Source organism: Seonamhaeicola maritimus, from assembly GCF_008056315.1.
Taxonomy (GTDB): Bacteria; Bacteroidota; Bacteroidia; order Flavobacteriales; family Flavobacteriaceae; genus Seonamhaeicola; species Seonamhaeicola maritimus.
Window position 1 is genome coordinate 165,808 of sequence record NZ_VRKQ01000016.1, and the last position, 14,016, is coordinate 179,823.

At 31.5% G+C, this 14,016-nt stretch carries 19 protein-coding genes; 18 read left to right on the forward strand and 1 reads right to left on the reverse strand.

The window, feature by feature from the left end:
- The first annotated feature begins 64 nt into the window (after window positions 1-64).
- Together FUA22_RS14760 and FUA22_RS14765 are read left to right on the forward strand one after the other, a co-directional pair.
- The gene (locus FUA22_RS14760; protein ID WP_147769361.1) at window positions 65-538 is read left to right on the forward strand and encodes a hypothetical protein; all 474 of its coding nucleotides are present in this window, start codon (window positions 65-67) and stop codon (window positions 536-538) included.
- The gene (locus tag FUA22_RS14765) at window positions 528-728 is read left to right on the forward strand and encodes a helix-turn-helix transcriptional regulator (RefSeq protein ID WP_147769362.1); all 201 of its coding nucleotides are present in this window, start codon (window positions 528-530) and stop codon (window positions 726-728) included. Before FUA22_RS14760 ends, FUA22_RS14765 begins: the two co-directional genes overlap by 11 nt.
- A 66-nt stretch (window positions 729-794) precedes the next feature.
- Here the strand turns inward: FUA22_RS14765 and FUA22_RS14770 are convergent, their stop codons facing one another.
- On the reverse strand, window positions 795-1,643 hold the full coding sequence (locus FUA22_RS14770) for a DUF2911 domain-containing protein (RefSeq protein ID WP_147769363.1): 849 nt from the start codon (window positions 1,641-1,643) through the stop codon (window positions 795-797).
- 210 nt (window positions 1,644-1,853) lie between these two features.
- Here FUA22_RS14770 and FUA22_RS14775 point away from each other — a divergent pair, with 210 nt between their 5' ends.
- The 16 genes from FUA22_RS14775 (at window position 1,854) to FUA22_RS14850 (ending at window position 13,951) form a co-directional block, all read left to right on the forward strand.
- The gene (locus FUA22_RS14775; RefSeq protein ID WP_147769364.1) at window positions 1,854-2,510 is read left to right on the forward strand and encodes an MIP/aquaporin family protein; all 657 of its coding nucleotides are present in this window, start codon (window positions 1,854-1,856) and stop codon (window positions 2,508-2,510) included.
- A gap of 99 nt (window positions 2,511-2,609) precedes the next feature.
- Window positions 2,610-3,266: a TetR family transcriptional regulator C-terminal domain-containing protein gene (locus tag FUA22_RS14780; RefSeq protein WP_147769365.1), complete on the forward strand. Its 657-nt coding sequence runs from the start codon at window positions 2,610-2,612 to the stop codon at window positions 3,264-3,266.
- Between the two features lie 10 nt (window positions 3,267-3,276).
- Window positions 3,277-4,590, forward strand: coding sequence for an ABC1 kinase family protein (locus FUA22_RS14785; RefSeq protein ID WP_147769366.1), 1,314 nt, complete (start codon window positions 3,277-3,279; stop codon window positions 4,588-4,590).
- Between the two features lie 56 nt (window positions 4,591-4,646).
- Window positions 4,647-6,077, forward strand: coding sequence for an SDR family oxidoreductase (locus FUA22_RS14790; protein WP_147769367.1), 1,431 nt, complete (start codon window positions 4,647-4,649; stop codon window positions 6,075-6,077).
- 222 nt (window positions 6,078-6,299) lie between these two features.
- The gene (gene folE / locus FUA22_RS14795) at window positions 6,300-6,989 is read left to right on the forward strand and encodes a GTP cyclohydrolase I FolE (protein ID WP_147769368.1); all 690 of its coding nucleotides are present in this window, start codon (window positions 6,300-6,302) and stop codon (window positions 6,987-6,989) included.
- 10 nt (window positions 6,990-6,999) lie between these two features.
- The gene (locus FUA22_RS14800) at window positions 7,000-7,221 is read left to right on the forward strand and encodes a hypothetical protein (RefSeq protein WP_147769406.1); all 222 of its coding nucleotides are present in this window, start codon (window positions 7,000-7,002) and stop codon (window positions 7,219-7,221) included.
- A 32-nt stretch (window positions 7,222-7,253) separates the two neighbouring features.
- Window positions 7,254-7,937, forward strand: coding sequence for an SDR family NAD(P)-dependent oxidoreductase (locus FUA22_RS14805; protein ID WP_147769369.1), 684 nt, complete (start codon window positions 7,254-7,256; stop codon window positions 7,935-7,937).
- A gap of 3 nt (window positions 7,938-7,940) precedes the next feature.
- Window positions 7,941-8,477: a glutathione peroxidase gene (locus FUA22_RS14810; protein WP_147769370.1), complete on the forward strand. Its 537-nt coding sequence runs from the start codon at window positions 7,941-7,943 to the stop codon at window positions 8,475-8,477.
- 6 nt (window positions 8,478-8,483) lie between these two features.
- Window positions 8,484-8,660, forward strand: coding sequence for a Lacal_2735 family protein (locus FUA22_RS14815; protein ID WP_147769371.1), 177 nt, complete (start codon window positions 8,484-8,486; stop codon window positions 8,658-8,660).
- On the forward strand, window positions 8,647-9,108 hold the full coding sequence (locus FUA22_RS14820) for a TspO/MBR family protein (RefSeq protein ID WP_147769372.1): 462 nt from the start codon (window positions 8,647-8,649) through the stop codon (window positions 9,106-9,108). Before FUA22_RS14815 ends, FUA22_RS14820 begins: the two co-directional genes overlap by 14 nt.
- A 1-nt stretch (window position 9,109) precedes the next feature.
- Complete coding sequence (locus tag FUA22_RS14825) at window positions 9,110-9,571, forward strand: SRPBCC family protein (RefSeq protein WP_147769373.1); 462 nt, start codon at window positions 9,110-9,112, stop codon at window positions 9,569-9,571.
- A 1-nt stretch (window position 9,572) separates the two neighbouring features.
- On the forward strand, window positions 9,573-10,877 hold the full coding sequence (locus FUA22_RS14830) for a cryptochrome/photolyase family protein (RefSeq protein WP_147769374.1): 1,305 nt from the start codon (window positions 9,573-9,575) through the stop codon (window positions 10,875-10,877).
- A gap of 139 nt (window positions 10,878-11,016) precedes the next feature.
- On the forward strand, window positions 11,017-11,244 hold the full coding sequence (locus FUA22_RS14835) for a hypothetical protein (RefSeq protein ID WP_147769375.1): 228 nt from the start codon (window positions 11,017-11,019) through the stop codon (window positions 11,242-11,244).
- Window positions 11,245-11,372: 128 nt separating this feature from the next.
- Window positions 11,373-11,735, forward strand: coding sequence for a SnoaL-like domain-containing protein (locus FUA22_RS14840; protein WP_147769376.1), 363 nt, complete (start codon window positions 11,373-11,375; stop codon window positions 11,733-11,735).
- Window positions 11,736-11,939: 204 nt separating this feature from the next.
- Window positions 11,940-13,136: an MFS transporter gene (locus tag FUA22_RS14845; protein WP_147769377.1), complete on the forward strand. Its 1,197-nt coding sequence runs from the start codon at window positions 11,940-11,942 to the stop codon at window positions 13,134-13,136.
- Window positions 13,137-13,186: 50 nt separating this feature from the next.
- Window positions 13,187-13,951, forward strand: coding sequence for a DUF6090 family protein (locus FUA22_RS14850; RefSeq protein WP_147769378.1), 765 nt, complete (start codon window positions 13,187-13,189; stop codon window positions 13,949-13,951).
- Window positions 13,952-14,016 lie beyond the last annotated feature (65 nt).

The following is a 14,016-nucleotide window of genomic DNA, read 5'->3' on the forward strand; positions in this document are numbered from 1 at the left end:
ATATGTAAAGTTTCTTTTACTTTTGATTTATCAATCATATAAATCAATTTTAAAACGAACAGTTATGCAAACAAATTATTTATTACCCAACAAGCACAAAACCAGTGGATGGATTATCCTCTTGATTGGTTTAATATCAGGAACTTATATTTGGTTTACCGACTACGAATCAGACTACCTAACTATTAAGGTGTTTACAATACTTAGTGACGATCAAATATTTGATAGTAGTAGAGAAATATTTAAAATTATAGAGAATAGTATTGTTGATGAACTTGCTGCTTTAGCCATTATAATAGGTGGTATAATTGTAGGATTCTCTAAAGAAAAAATTGAAGATGAATTTATTTATAAACTAAGAAAAGACTCACTGGTTTGGGCCATCATATTTAATTATGTGGTACTAGCACTAACTATTATTTTTGTCTACAACTTTAGTTTCTTTCATATTTTAGTATTCAATATGTTCACACCTCTGTTATTCTTTATTATCCGTTTTAATTTTTTAAAACATAAAACCAGAAGTCATGAAGAATAGTATTAAGGTTCAACGTGCTATTTTTGATATGACCCAAGCAGATTTAGCCAAAGCAATTGGTGTTAGCAGGCAGACTATTAATGCCATGGAGAAAAACAAATATGTGCCTTCTACTGTACTTTCACTTAAAATAGCGAAACTCTTTAAAAAACCTGTAGAAGACATTTTCTTTCTAGAAGAAGATGATTAACAAAAAAAGCGCAACCAAAAGTTGCGCTTTTATGTTTAAAAGGTCTAAACCTCTATATAACCAGACTTATAAAGCTCCCCACTCTTTAAGAGAATCTTTATTCATTTTTACATAATCTGCATTTCCTGCAGCCTCAGCACCAGCTAAAGATTTCTTAGCTGCAGCAATAGCTCCAGCTTTATCACCAGCTTTAGCATGAATTAAAGACTGTTGTCTTAAAAACCAAAAACGTGGCTGATCCTTAGTCATTTCAACAGCTTTATCAATCCATTTTTGTGCTTTTTTAATATCCTTACCTTCTTGTAAGAAATAAACAGCCGATTGGAAATAATCATTTGCTCCAGGTCCGCTCATAACATTTTTAATGCTAGCCATAACACCCTTATCCGTTGGTACTTCAATATCAATACCAACCCATGTTTTCTCCCAAATAAATTCTAATCTGGCACCACTATTTGTAAGGTTGTTTAAATCTATGGTGAATGTTTCAACACTAAAAGGAATTGGGTAAGCTTTTCCTGTAGCTTTTGCTGCAACAAATTGTGCATCTAATTCACTTGGTGTACCAAATTGTTTGCCATCGTTATAAAAAATAACTTCCCATGATTCTGCTGTAGGGATAGAAAAAATTGAATAAGAACCGGCTTTTAATTCAGTTCCTCCTACAGTAACATCTGTACTAAAAGTAATTTTAGTTCTAGCATTTGCACCCGTTCTCCATATTTTTCCATAAGGCACTAAATCGCCAAAAACCGTTCTTCCTTTTACACTCGGCCTAGAGTATTCTAAGGTAACATCGGTTAACCCAACTTTCTGTTCCACTTTAGAAAACGGACTAGGTGCTGGGGTTTTAACTTGTGCATTTACCATACTTACGGTAGCAAATGCCATGAATAATAATAGAAGCTTTTTCATTTTGATTGTTTTAAGATTATAAGTTAATAAGACTTTAAAATTAATGATTAAAAATCTGGTTATTGTTAACAAAAGCTTAAAATAAGGCATTGTATATTTGCCAAAAATAAATTTGGGCGTTACCCTTTTGGGTCGGGCTTTACGCTGTATCTTTTTGTAAAATAACAAAAAGGATGTCGCTTCAATCCCTAACGCAAAAAGACAGTTATTATGAAAAAATACATTGCTGAAACAATAGGAACCTTTGCCATGATATTTTGCGGTTGTGGTGCTATGACTATTAATGAAATAACTGGCGGAGCCATTTCACATGCTGGGGTAGCTGCCACTTGGGGCTTGATAGTTATGGCTATGATATATGCTTTTGGCGAGATTTCTGGAGCTCATTTTAATCCAGCAGTAACCATAGGTTTTGCCTTTGCCAAAAAGTTTTCATGGAAAGAAGTTCCAAAATATATAAGTTCACAAATTATAGGAGCCATTGCTGCTGCCTTTCTTTTATGGTTTCTTTTTCCGGAGAGTCGGTTCTTGGGCGAAACTACGCCTGCTCAAGGTTTTCCGGCATACAAGGCAGCTATATTAGAGTTTCTACTAACCTTCTTTTTAATGCTTACCATTATAAACGTATCTACAGGTAGTAAAGAAATTGGCACTATGGCAGCCATTGCCGTTGGTGGTGTAATACTTCTAGAAGCTATGTTTGCTGGCCCAATGACTAAAGCCTCAATGAATCCAGCAAGATCTATTGCTCCAGCTTTATTTACCGGAAATTTTCAGTATTTATGGCTATATATTACTGCTCCTATTTTGGGTGCAATGACGGCAGTTTCTAGTTGTAAACTAGTTAAAGATGCCAATTGTTGTTAGCCTATTATAAATAAATCCTATAGCTGCATTATAATTTTTGTTTAACTTTTTTACTTTTTTGTTAAACATTTAATATCTTTACCATAAATAAATATAATTATGGCAAAGAAAAAAACGGTTTCGAAAAACGATATCATATCATGGTATATGGATTACGTTTTAGAACATGATGAAAATCCAAAAACAGTATTTGCTTTTACTAAAAAACACAGTTTTGAAGAAGCTACACTGTACCAATATTTTACTTCTTTTGAAGCTATCGAAAAGGGAGTTTTTGAAGCTTTCTTCAGTAATTCTGTCAATTCACTTAATAAGAATGAAGATTATCAAAATTTTGATTCAAGAAATAAACTATTAAGTTTCTATTTTACATTTTTTGAAAATCTTACGGCTAACAGAAGCTATGTAATTCATGTTCTAGATAAATATAAAAATGACCTTAAAGGCTTGAAGGTATTATCTGGTTTAAAAAAGCACTTTAATAATTATATCAATGGTCTTGATATTCCTATGCTAGATTTAAAACAAGAGAAACTGGAAAAATTACAAGAAAACGCCCTCAAAGAATCTTCTTGGTTACAACTATTAATTACAATTAAATTTTGGTTAGACGACTCCTCGGCATCTTTTGAAAAAACAGATATATTCATTGAAAAATCTGTTAATACAACATTTGATGTCATAGATATTGTTCCAATTAAAAGTGTTATAGACTTGGGTAAATTTCTATTTAAAGAAAAATTTCACATGAATTAAAAGAAAACATATGAAAACCATTGACAGTATACCTACTTCCAAAATTAATAGAGCTTCAAAACTAGTTTCCACCGGAGCAAAGGTAGGTGTAAACTATTTAAAATATTATGGAGATAAGTTTATTAATTCAGATAAGGAAGCCAAAGAGCGCTTAAATAAAAACAATGCCTCTGATATATATGATGGATTAAAACAATTGAAAGGTAGTGCGCTTAAAGTGGCGCAAATGCTTAGTATGGAAAAGAGCATTTTACCACAAGCTTATGTAGAAAAGTTTTCACTGGCTCAATTTTCGGTTCCTCCATTATCACCTCCATTAGTTATAAAAACATTTAAAAAATATTTTGGGGAACATCCAAATGAATTTTTTGATACTTTCAACGCAACTTCTGTAAATGCCGCTAGCATTGGTCAGGTGCATATTGCGACTAAGAATGGGAAAAAACTTGCTGTGAAAATTCAATACCCAGGAGTTGCGCAAAGTATCGCTTCAGATTTAGCTATGGTTAAACCTATTGCCATGAGCATGTTTAATATTAAAGGCAAAGATTCTGATAAATACTTCAAAGAAGTGGAATACAAATTGGTTGAAGAAACCAATTACATATTAGAAGTTGCACAAAGCAAAGAAATATCAAACGCCTGTCATCATATTTCAAATTTAAAGTTTCCCAAATATTATGAAGATTTTTCTTCTGAAAGAATCATTACTATGGATTACATGGAAGGTGAACATCTTTCTGAATTTACATCACACAATACCAACCAAGAAAAGTCCAATAAATTAGGTCAAGCTCTTTGGGATTTTTACATGTATCAAATTCATAATTTAAAAAAGGTTCATGCAGACCCTCATCCTGGGAATTTCCTGATTTCTGAAAAAGGAGAATTAATAGCTCTTGATTTTGGTTGTATGAAATCTATTCCTCAAGAATTTTACAAACCTTATTTTCAACTTGCTAAAAAAGAAAATCTTAGTAATAAGGATTACTTTATAAAAAAACTCTATGAACTTGAGATTTTAAAAGACGATGATAGTAAAGCGGAAATTGAATTTTTCACAGATATGTTTCATGAAATGTTAAGCCTATTTACGCAGCCTTTCCATCAAGAGGAATTTGATTTTTCTGATGCGACCTTCTTTGGTAAGATAGCAGAATTAGGAGAACGTTACTCAAAAAGTACTGATTTAAAGAAAATGAATGGTAACCGAGGTTCAAAACACTTTATTTACATAAACAGGACGTTTTTTGGACTTTACAATTTAATGTTTGACCTAAAAGCAAAACATGTTAAAATAAACAATTACCTTAAACTTTCTTAACATGAAACATTACAGGGACACAGACCTACATAACTTAAAGCATTTAAAATAAACTCATGACTATTCTTGTAACAGGAGCAACAGGTTATATTGGTAAACGCCTCATCCCTTTTTTATTAAATCAGGGCCATACTGTTGTATGTGTTGTTCGAGATAGATTACGTGCGGATAAAAGTTATGCCGAAGAGAAGAATGCTTATGTTATAGAGGCAGATTTTTTAAAGCCAAAAACACTTGAGAACATTCCAAAAAAAATAGATATAGCTTACTATTTAATTCACTCTATGTCTAATTCATCAAAGGATTTCGAGTCACTTGAAGAAGCATGTGCTCGAAATTTTAAAAGCTATATTGAAACAACAGATACTAAACAAGTTATTTATTTAAGTGGTATTACAAATGAAAAGATTTTATCTAAACATCTGCGTTCTAGAAAAAATGTTGAAGAACACTTAAAATCAAATAAGTATGCGCTAACCATATTTAAAGCCGGTATTATTGTTGGTTCTGGTAGTTCATCTTTTGAAATCATAAGAGACCTTGTTGAAAAACTACCTTTTATGATAGCACCTAAATGGTTGAATACCAAAACACAGCCTTTAGCAGTAAGAGATGTTATAGCTTTTTTATACAGAGCTGCTGGAAATGAAAGCGTATACAACAAAACATATGATGTCTTTGGCCCTGAAGTGATAACTTATAAAGATATGTTGCTACAATTTGCAGAAGTAAGAGGACTTAAGCGGCACATCTTTACAGTTCCTATAATGACGCCAAAACTCTCATCTTATTGGCTATATTTTGTCACATCAACATCCTACAAATTAGCTACATCTTTGGTAAATAGTATGGGTATACAAATTATTGGCAAACCATCTGATATTAATAAAAAACTTAATGTAAAACCAATTACGTATAGAGAAGCGGTAAAATTGGCTTTCAATAAAATTGAACAAAACAGTATTATTTCAAGTTGGAAAGATTCTATGGTAAGTAGTGGTAGACTTAGAAATAATTTACACAAATACGTTAACGTTCCCAAATTTGGTTGTTTTACTGATCATAAGCAACGTCCCATTAAAGATGCCAAAACTACAATAGAAAAGGTTTGGAGTATAGGAGGAAAGAACGGTTGGTACTATGGCACAATTTTATGGCGTCTTAGAGGTTACATAGATAAACTTTTTGGAGGTATAGGGCTTAGAAGAGGACGAACTAGCTCTACAGAATTAAATGCAGGAGATGCATTAGATTTTTGGCGGGTAATTTTTGCCAACAAAGCAGAAAAAAAACTACTCCTATATGCCGAAATGAAATTACCTGGAGAAGCATGGTTAGAGTTTAAAATAGAAGACAATAGACTAAAACAAACAGCTACTTTTAGACCACGTGGTATATGGGGAAGGATATACTGGTATTCAGTATTACCCTTTCATGGACTCATTTTCTCTGGAATGATTAATAAACTGGTTAATGTAGAATCTTAGTATTATAGTAGACAATGACAAGAAAATACATTCTAACGCCACTACTTATCTACAAAAGTAAAAAGCCTATTAATCTAACAACAGGCACTATAAGTTTTTCTAATAGCACTATTCTTATTTTTGTTTAACTTTTTTATCTTTTTGTTAAACATTTTGTATATTTGAATAAGAATCGTGCTTTGATTAATGTTTTTTATTAAGACAGCACATAAAAAAGATGATATGCAATTAGAAAAGACACAAACAAACGGACATAAATTAAATGGTTATACCTATGAAGATATTGGTGACGACCACCTGTATACTGGAATTAAAACCCCACTGAGAGAGGATGCTTTTAAAATAAGTGATGAAGAAAAAAAAGAGCGTATAGCCTTTTTATTTGAAGAAATCATGCAAGTAATGGGTCTAGATTTGACAGATGATTCTCTAAAAGGCACTCCAGATCGTGTTGCGAAAATGTATATAGATGAGATTTTTTCTGGCTTAAACCCAAAAAACAAACCAAAGGTGGCGCTATTTGATAATAAATATCACTATGACCAAATGGTAATTGAAAAGAACATAACATTCTACTCTAATTGTGAACACCATTTTGTACCAATTATAGGTAAAGCACATGTTGCTTATATATCTTCAGGTAAAGTTATTGGTTTGTCTAAGCTAAACCGAATTGTACAATATTTTGCAAAGCGTCCTCAAGTTCAAGAACGTTTAACAATTCAAATAGGGAATGAACTAAAATCAATTTTAGATACAGAGGATGTAGCAGTAATTATAGACGCAAAACATTTGTGCGTGTCTTCAAGAGGTATTAAAGATGATTCTTCGGCAACAGTTACTGCATATTATGGAGGTAAATTTAATACTTCAGAAAAAATCACAGAATTACAGAACTATATAAAAACATAAAATTATGGAATTGGAACTTATAAATAAAGCCTTGGAATTTGAACAAAGAAAAATGAGAGCTCTGTCAACAAGTGATCGTGTGAAAATTTCACGAGAAGCTAAATCATTAATCTTAGATCTTAATCAAATATATAAGATAAAAAAAGATGATAAAATAATGGATATTATGAAACGCTTAACAGTCATAAAAAGAAAAGTAGAAAAGCGCCTAAAGGGCAAGCTTTCAATCTAACATAAAAAACAAATTAACTTGTAAGTTCTAAAATGGATACAGTAATTGTAATTGGTGGCAGTAAAGGTATAGGTAAATCTATTGTAGAACAATTACTTATCAATCATAAAGTAATTAATATAAGTAGAAGTATACCGCAAATAACACATGATAATCTAACGCAATATACTTGTGATGTCACAATAAATGAGCTACCAAACATTGAGCATGCAGACAAATTAGTGTATTGCCCAGGAAGCATAAATCTTAAGCCTCTTTCTAGGTTAGATATAGATGATTTCAAAAAAGATTTTGAGATTAATGTTTTAGGTGCAGTTAAGTCTATTAAAAAATACCTAACTATTCTTAAGCAAAGCAATATGCCCTCAATAGTCCTTTTCAGTTCTGTAGCTACAAAGTTAGGCATGCCTTTTCACGCTAGTATTGCTGTTGCAAAATCTGGAGTTGAAGGTTTAGTAAAATCCTTGGGAGCTGAATTAGCTCCAAATGTGCGTATTAATGCCATAGCTCCTACTGTAACGGATACTGAATTGGCTTCAAAATTATTACGAAATGATAAAATGACAGAAAACATTACAGATCGTCATCCTCTTAAAAAAATTCTTTCGCCTAAAGAAGTTGCAGATATGGCATTGTTTTTATTATCTCATAAAGCTGCTTCAATTTCTGGTCAAACTATTAAAATGGACAGCGGTATAGTTAGTTTTAAAATATAAATTATGAATCTATTTAAAACGCTTGCATCAAAACATAATGCATCAACTAAAGAAACTAAAATGAATATAGATAGCCCTTTTGAAATAAAGATAAATTCCATTCACGGAGAACCTATTAATTTATTGCAATTTATAGGAAAGCATATTTTAATTGTTAATGTTGCTTCTAAGTGTGGTTTTACTTCTCAGTATAAAGAATTACAAAAGATGTACGAAATGTATAAAGACACATTACAAATTATTGGTGTACCATGTAATCAATTTGGAGGTCAGGAACCCGGAACTTTGGAAGAAATTAATTCATTTTGTCAAATAAACTATGGCGTTTCATTCCCGCTTACAGAAAAAATTGAGGTTAAAGGTAAAAACCAACACCCTTTATATACTTGGCTTACTAACAAAACAAATAATGGTGTTAAATCTTCTGAAGTAAAATGGAATTTTCAAAAATACTTAATTGACCCAAAAGGCAATTTAATAGATTACTTTCTAACCACTACAAAACCAATGAGCTCTAAAATCACAAAACATTTAAAATAATACATTATGTTTAAAATTTTTAAAAAAAGGTCAGAAATAGAAAAGTTAGAAGGAAAGTTTAAAAAACTTATGCAAGAATGGCATAAATTATCATCTGTAAACAGAGCTGCTAGTGATAAAAAATTTGCGGAAGCCCAACAAATTGCTCAAGTAATATATAACTTAAAAAATGAAGCTATTTAAATATATTATTGTTTTTGCTATAATCAATTTTGGCGCTTTAGCAATTGGCAATTGGCTCATGAATAATGGTCCGCAAGAAACTTGGTATCTTAGTTTAAACAAAGCACCTTGGACACCACCTGGATGGGTGTTTGGAGCCGCTTGGTTTACTATTATGGCTTGTTTTTCTATTTATATGGCTTATTTATATAAAGATGCCTTTTCATCTAAGGTACAAGGATTATTTATAATTCAATTTGTTTTAAATGTAAGTTGGAATTATATATTTTTTAATCAGCATTTAGTAGGCTTAGGTTTAGTAGTAATTATGGGACTTACAGCAACTATTGCATTTTTTCTTAATGATTATAAGAAGCAACTGAAGTTTAAGACAGTACTTGTTCTACCATATTTAATTTGGTTATGCGTGGCAACATCTTTGAATATGTACATACTTATCCATAATTAAAATGAAAATTTATAGACTTCATAAAAAGCAAAATTTACCCATTACAGTTAATCAAGCTTGGAACTTTTTATCTGACCCAAAAAACTTGAAAACTATTACTCCTGACCATATGGGTTTTAACATAGTATCAGGAGCTGATAGAGATATGTACTCCGGTCAGATAATACAATATATTGTAACACCTATACTAGGTATTAAAACCAAATGGGTAACCGAAATAACACATTGCATTGAACATAAATATTTTGTTGATGAACAAAGATTTGGTCCATATTCACTTTGGCATCATAAACATTTTATAAAAAAGATTGATGGCGGTGTAGAGATGGAAGATATTATTGACTATAAATTGCCTTTTGGATGGATAGGACAATTAATGCATCCTATTTTGGTTAAGCCAAAATTAGAAGAAATCTTCAGGTATAGAACTCAAAAATTAGAAGGTCTTTTTGGAACATATTAAAATGAAAACACCAATAAATATTTTTTGGTTTAGAAGAGATTTAAGGTTAAATGACAATAAAGGTTTATATAAAGCTTTAAAAGGTGAAAATAAAGTATTACCAATTTTTATTTTTGATTCTGATATTTTAGACAATCTTCCTGAAGACGATGCTAGGGTAAGTTTTATTCACAACACAGTTCAGAGCCTCCGTCAAAAATTACAAAAAGAATATCAAGCAAGTATTGCCATTTATTATGGCAGACCTATAGATATTTTTAAAAAAATACTTAGTGAGTTTAATATTAATGCCGTCTTTACCAATAATGATTATGAACCCTATGCTCGAAAACGAGATAAAGAAATAAATACATATCTAGAAAAAAATAATATAGAGTTTAGAACTTTTAAAGACCATGTAATATTTGAGAAAAATGAAGTAGTAAAAAACAATGGCAAACCATACTTGGTTTATACCCCATATATGAGAACTTGGAGACAAAAATTCAAGTCACAACAACTAAAGCTCTATAAGTCAATTGATTTTTTAAAAAACTTGATAAGCGTTAAAGAATTACCAAATTTAAATTTAACTGAACTTGGGTTTTCGGAATCAAACCAAAAAATTAAACCATATAAGTTTACAACAGAGCTTATTAATAATTATGAGGCCAAAAGAGATTTTCCAGCAATTGATGCCACTTCAAAATTAGGACCTCATTTAAGATTTGGGACCATCAGTATTAGAGAAATAATAAAAGTAGCATCAAATAGTAGAAATGAAATCTTTTTGCAAGAATTAATTTGGAGGGAATTTTTTATCCAAATTCTATGGCATTTCCCTCATACCCTAAATGAAAGCTTTAAAGCCAAATATGATCGTATAGAATGGCGTAACAATGAAGCTGAATTCAAAGCGTGGTGTGAAGGAAAAACGGGTTACCCTTTGGTTGATGCTGGTATGCGGGAATTAAATAAAACAGGGTTTATGCATAACCGTGTAAGAATGTTAGTTGGTAGTTTTCTTTGCAAACATTTATTAATAGACTGGAGATGGGGTGAAGCTTATTTTGCCCAAAAATTACATGATTATGAAATGGCCAGTAATATTGGTAACTGGCAATGGGTGGCCGGTTGTGGTGTAGATGCAGCTCCATATTTTAGAATATTTAATCCTACAACACAAGTTAAAAAGTTTGATAAAAATTTAACCTACATTAAAAATTGGGTTCCGGATTTTCAAGAACTCACCTACCCAGAACCTATTGTGGATCACAAATTTGCAAGAGAACGCTGTTTAAATATTTATAAGGAAGCCTTAAACTAAGTTTTATTAAAATTAGCTGTAAAATAGCTTAACTCATAATTTTTCTCTAATTAATAGCCTAAAAAAACAGAAATTTCTAAGATTTTATTATATTGTCAGGCGTCGATGTTTTTTTCGACCTAAAATTATAAATTGATATATGGAACTTATTGAAAGAGCCTTAGAGTTTGAAAAACGTAAACACACCTTTAAAACAACTAGTGAACGCATAGAATCTTCTAGAGAAGTAAAAGCGCTTATACTAGATATAAATAATATCTACAAGGAAAACAAAGACCCTGAGCTCATGGACCTCATGAAACGTTTAACAGTTATTAAACAAAAAATTGAAAAACGTTTAAAGGGTAGAAAAGACGACAACATTTAATTAAACTTGTTTCCCATTTTATTTATTAATACACCAAGTTACAACTAATAAAACAATAACGTTTTATTAAGATTGGCAACTAAACAATTCCCCTATCTTTATTATTCATTAATAAAAACAAGAAAATTTTGAGCACACAAAAGGTAGCAGATCAATGGGCACAAATGTGTCGTGAAGGTAAATATTTAGAATGTGTAGAAGTACTTTACAGTGAAAATGTAACTAGTAAAGAAATGCCAGATGCACCAGATGAAGAAGTAGTTATTGGAAGGCAAAATGTATACGATAAAAGTAAACAGTGGCTAGAAACAGTTTTGGAATTTCATGGTGGAAATATTTCAGACCCGGTTGTTGTAGGTAACCATTTTACAAGTATAATGAGTTTTGATGTTACATTTAAAGACCGTGGCAGACAACAAATGGAAGAAATATGTGTATTTGAAGTAGGCCATGGTAAAATTGTATTTGAACAATTTTTTTACACTAACTAATTAGACTAAACATAGAAAGATTACTATAAGCTCCTATAAAATGGAGCTTTTTTGTTTATAATTATTTACTCATTTTTACGATATTTATTTTGTAAGACTTATCTTTAAAGAGAGTAAATAAAGTATACCTTTAGTAATAAACATAATGTAGATAAACGCAATTGCGTTTATCCAATTGTTGAGTGCAATTGAATAAAACTATGAGTGAAACAGTCTAAATTAATACTTCCGATAATCGTAATTTCTCAATTCTGCTGTACATCACTTTGGTTTGCTGGGAATGGTGTGATGAACGATCTTATGATAAACTTCAACCTAAGCAGCAGTGCTCTAGGTCACTTAACGTCGGCCGTGCAATTCGGGTTTATTTTTGGCACATTGATCTTCGCTATTTTAACTATTGCCGACCGTTTTTCACCATCAAAAGTATTTTTAACCTGTGCTTTACTAGGCTCCCTATTCAATATAAGTGTAATATGGGAAGGTAATAGTATGGCAAGTATTCTTTCGCTTCGTTTTATTACGGGTTTCTTTCTAGCAGGCATCTACCCCGTAGGAATGAAAATAGCTGCGGACTATTATGAAAAAGGACTAGGGAAATCACTTGGATTCTTAGTTGGCGCCTTGGTTGTTGGTACCGCGTTCCCTCATTTAGCAAAGGAAATGACTGGTACATTTCCATGGAAATCTGTGCTAATTTTAACCTCATCTCTTGCGGCATTAGGTGGTATATTGATGCTGATAATGGTTCCTGATGGTCCATACCGAGAACCAGGAAGTAAGTTAAAAACATCAGCTTTTTTGGGTGTATTTCGAAATCGAAAATTTCGTTCTGCGGCCTTCGGTTATTTTGGCCACATGTGGGAGTTGTATGCCTTTTGGGCATTTGTACCTATCATACTAAAGACATATAGCATGGAACATCCTGAAGCAGCATTTAATATTCCAGTATTGTCATTTATGATTATTGGAATAGGTGGATTGGCCTGTGTGCTAGGTGGATATTTAGCACAAACAATGGGGACTAGGCGAATTGCATTTATAGCACTGCTCTTATCTTGTGTATGCTGCCTTGCCTCTCCATTGTTATTTACCGCTGAATCTGAAAGCTTATTTATTGGTTTTCTTCTTTTTTGGGGAATGGTAGTTATTGCAGATTCACCTCTTTTCTCAACACTTGTGGCTAAAAATGCAGCAGCAGAAATAAAAGCGACAGCGCTTACGATTGTAAATTGTATTGGGTTCTCAATAACAATAATTAGTATCCAGCTGCTGAATGTTTTGCAGGATTCATTAAACCCAAAATATATTTATCCAATATTAGCAATAGGACCCATTTTTGGTTTAATAGCATTAATTGAAAAGAAAAAACAGCACCCAACAAAACCTAAACTGCAATAAAACGCAGTTTAGCTAAAACGTTGTGCTTCATTATGACTAACTGCTAACCAATGATAAAATTCTTTAGAAAAATTAGACAAAATTTACTTTCAGAAGGAAAAACCGGGAAGTACTTTAAATATGCCATCGGAGAAATTATTCTTGTTGTAATTGGAATTTTAATTGCATTGCAGATAAACAATAAAAATCAACAAAGAATAGCTTACAACGAAGAAAAGATACTTCTAAAAATTTTAAAAGATGACTTTTCTAGTCGGTTAAATGAATTGGAGTTTTTAAATATTGGAAGGCAAAATGCAGTGGGCGCAATTGAACAATTAATGAGTCTTGCGAATAATCCTCCCGAGTACTATAATGATAATATTATGGATAGTCTATTGGCAATATCAACTACAACTTATAGGTTCAATGAGAAATTTGCTACTATGGATATGTTATTTAATTCAGGTAAAATTAATTCACTCTCTAATGACTCTTTAAAATATTTTTTAAGTAATTGGCCTTCAAATGTTGAAGAAATGCTCGAAGAACAAAGACTTATAGTTACAAATTTTTATGAATTAGAAAAAACAATAAGCAAGTATGTTTCTTTAAGAGACATTTATCAAAAGTTTTCTTGGAGTAATTATGATATTCCAAATATTGAGCCTTCAGCAATAAAAAAAGATTATAAAGGACTATTAGACGATATAACATATAAAAACCAGATTGCTTCAAAAAGATTTTTATTGATTATTAATATTACAGATGCCAATTTATTAATCGATGAAGCTAAAAAAATCATCGAACTTTTGGGAGATGAAGTCAATGAATAACGAAAGCACAACAACGTGTAAAAATAATTGCTTGGTTCTTAACTACTCGGAAAATCCTGCGGATT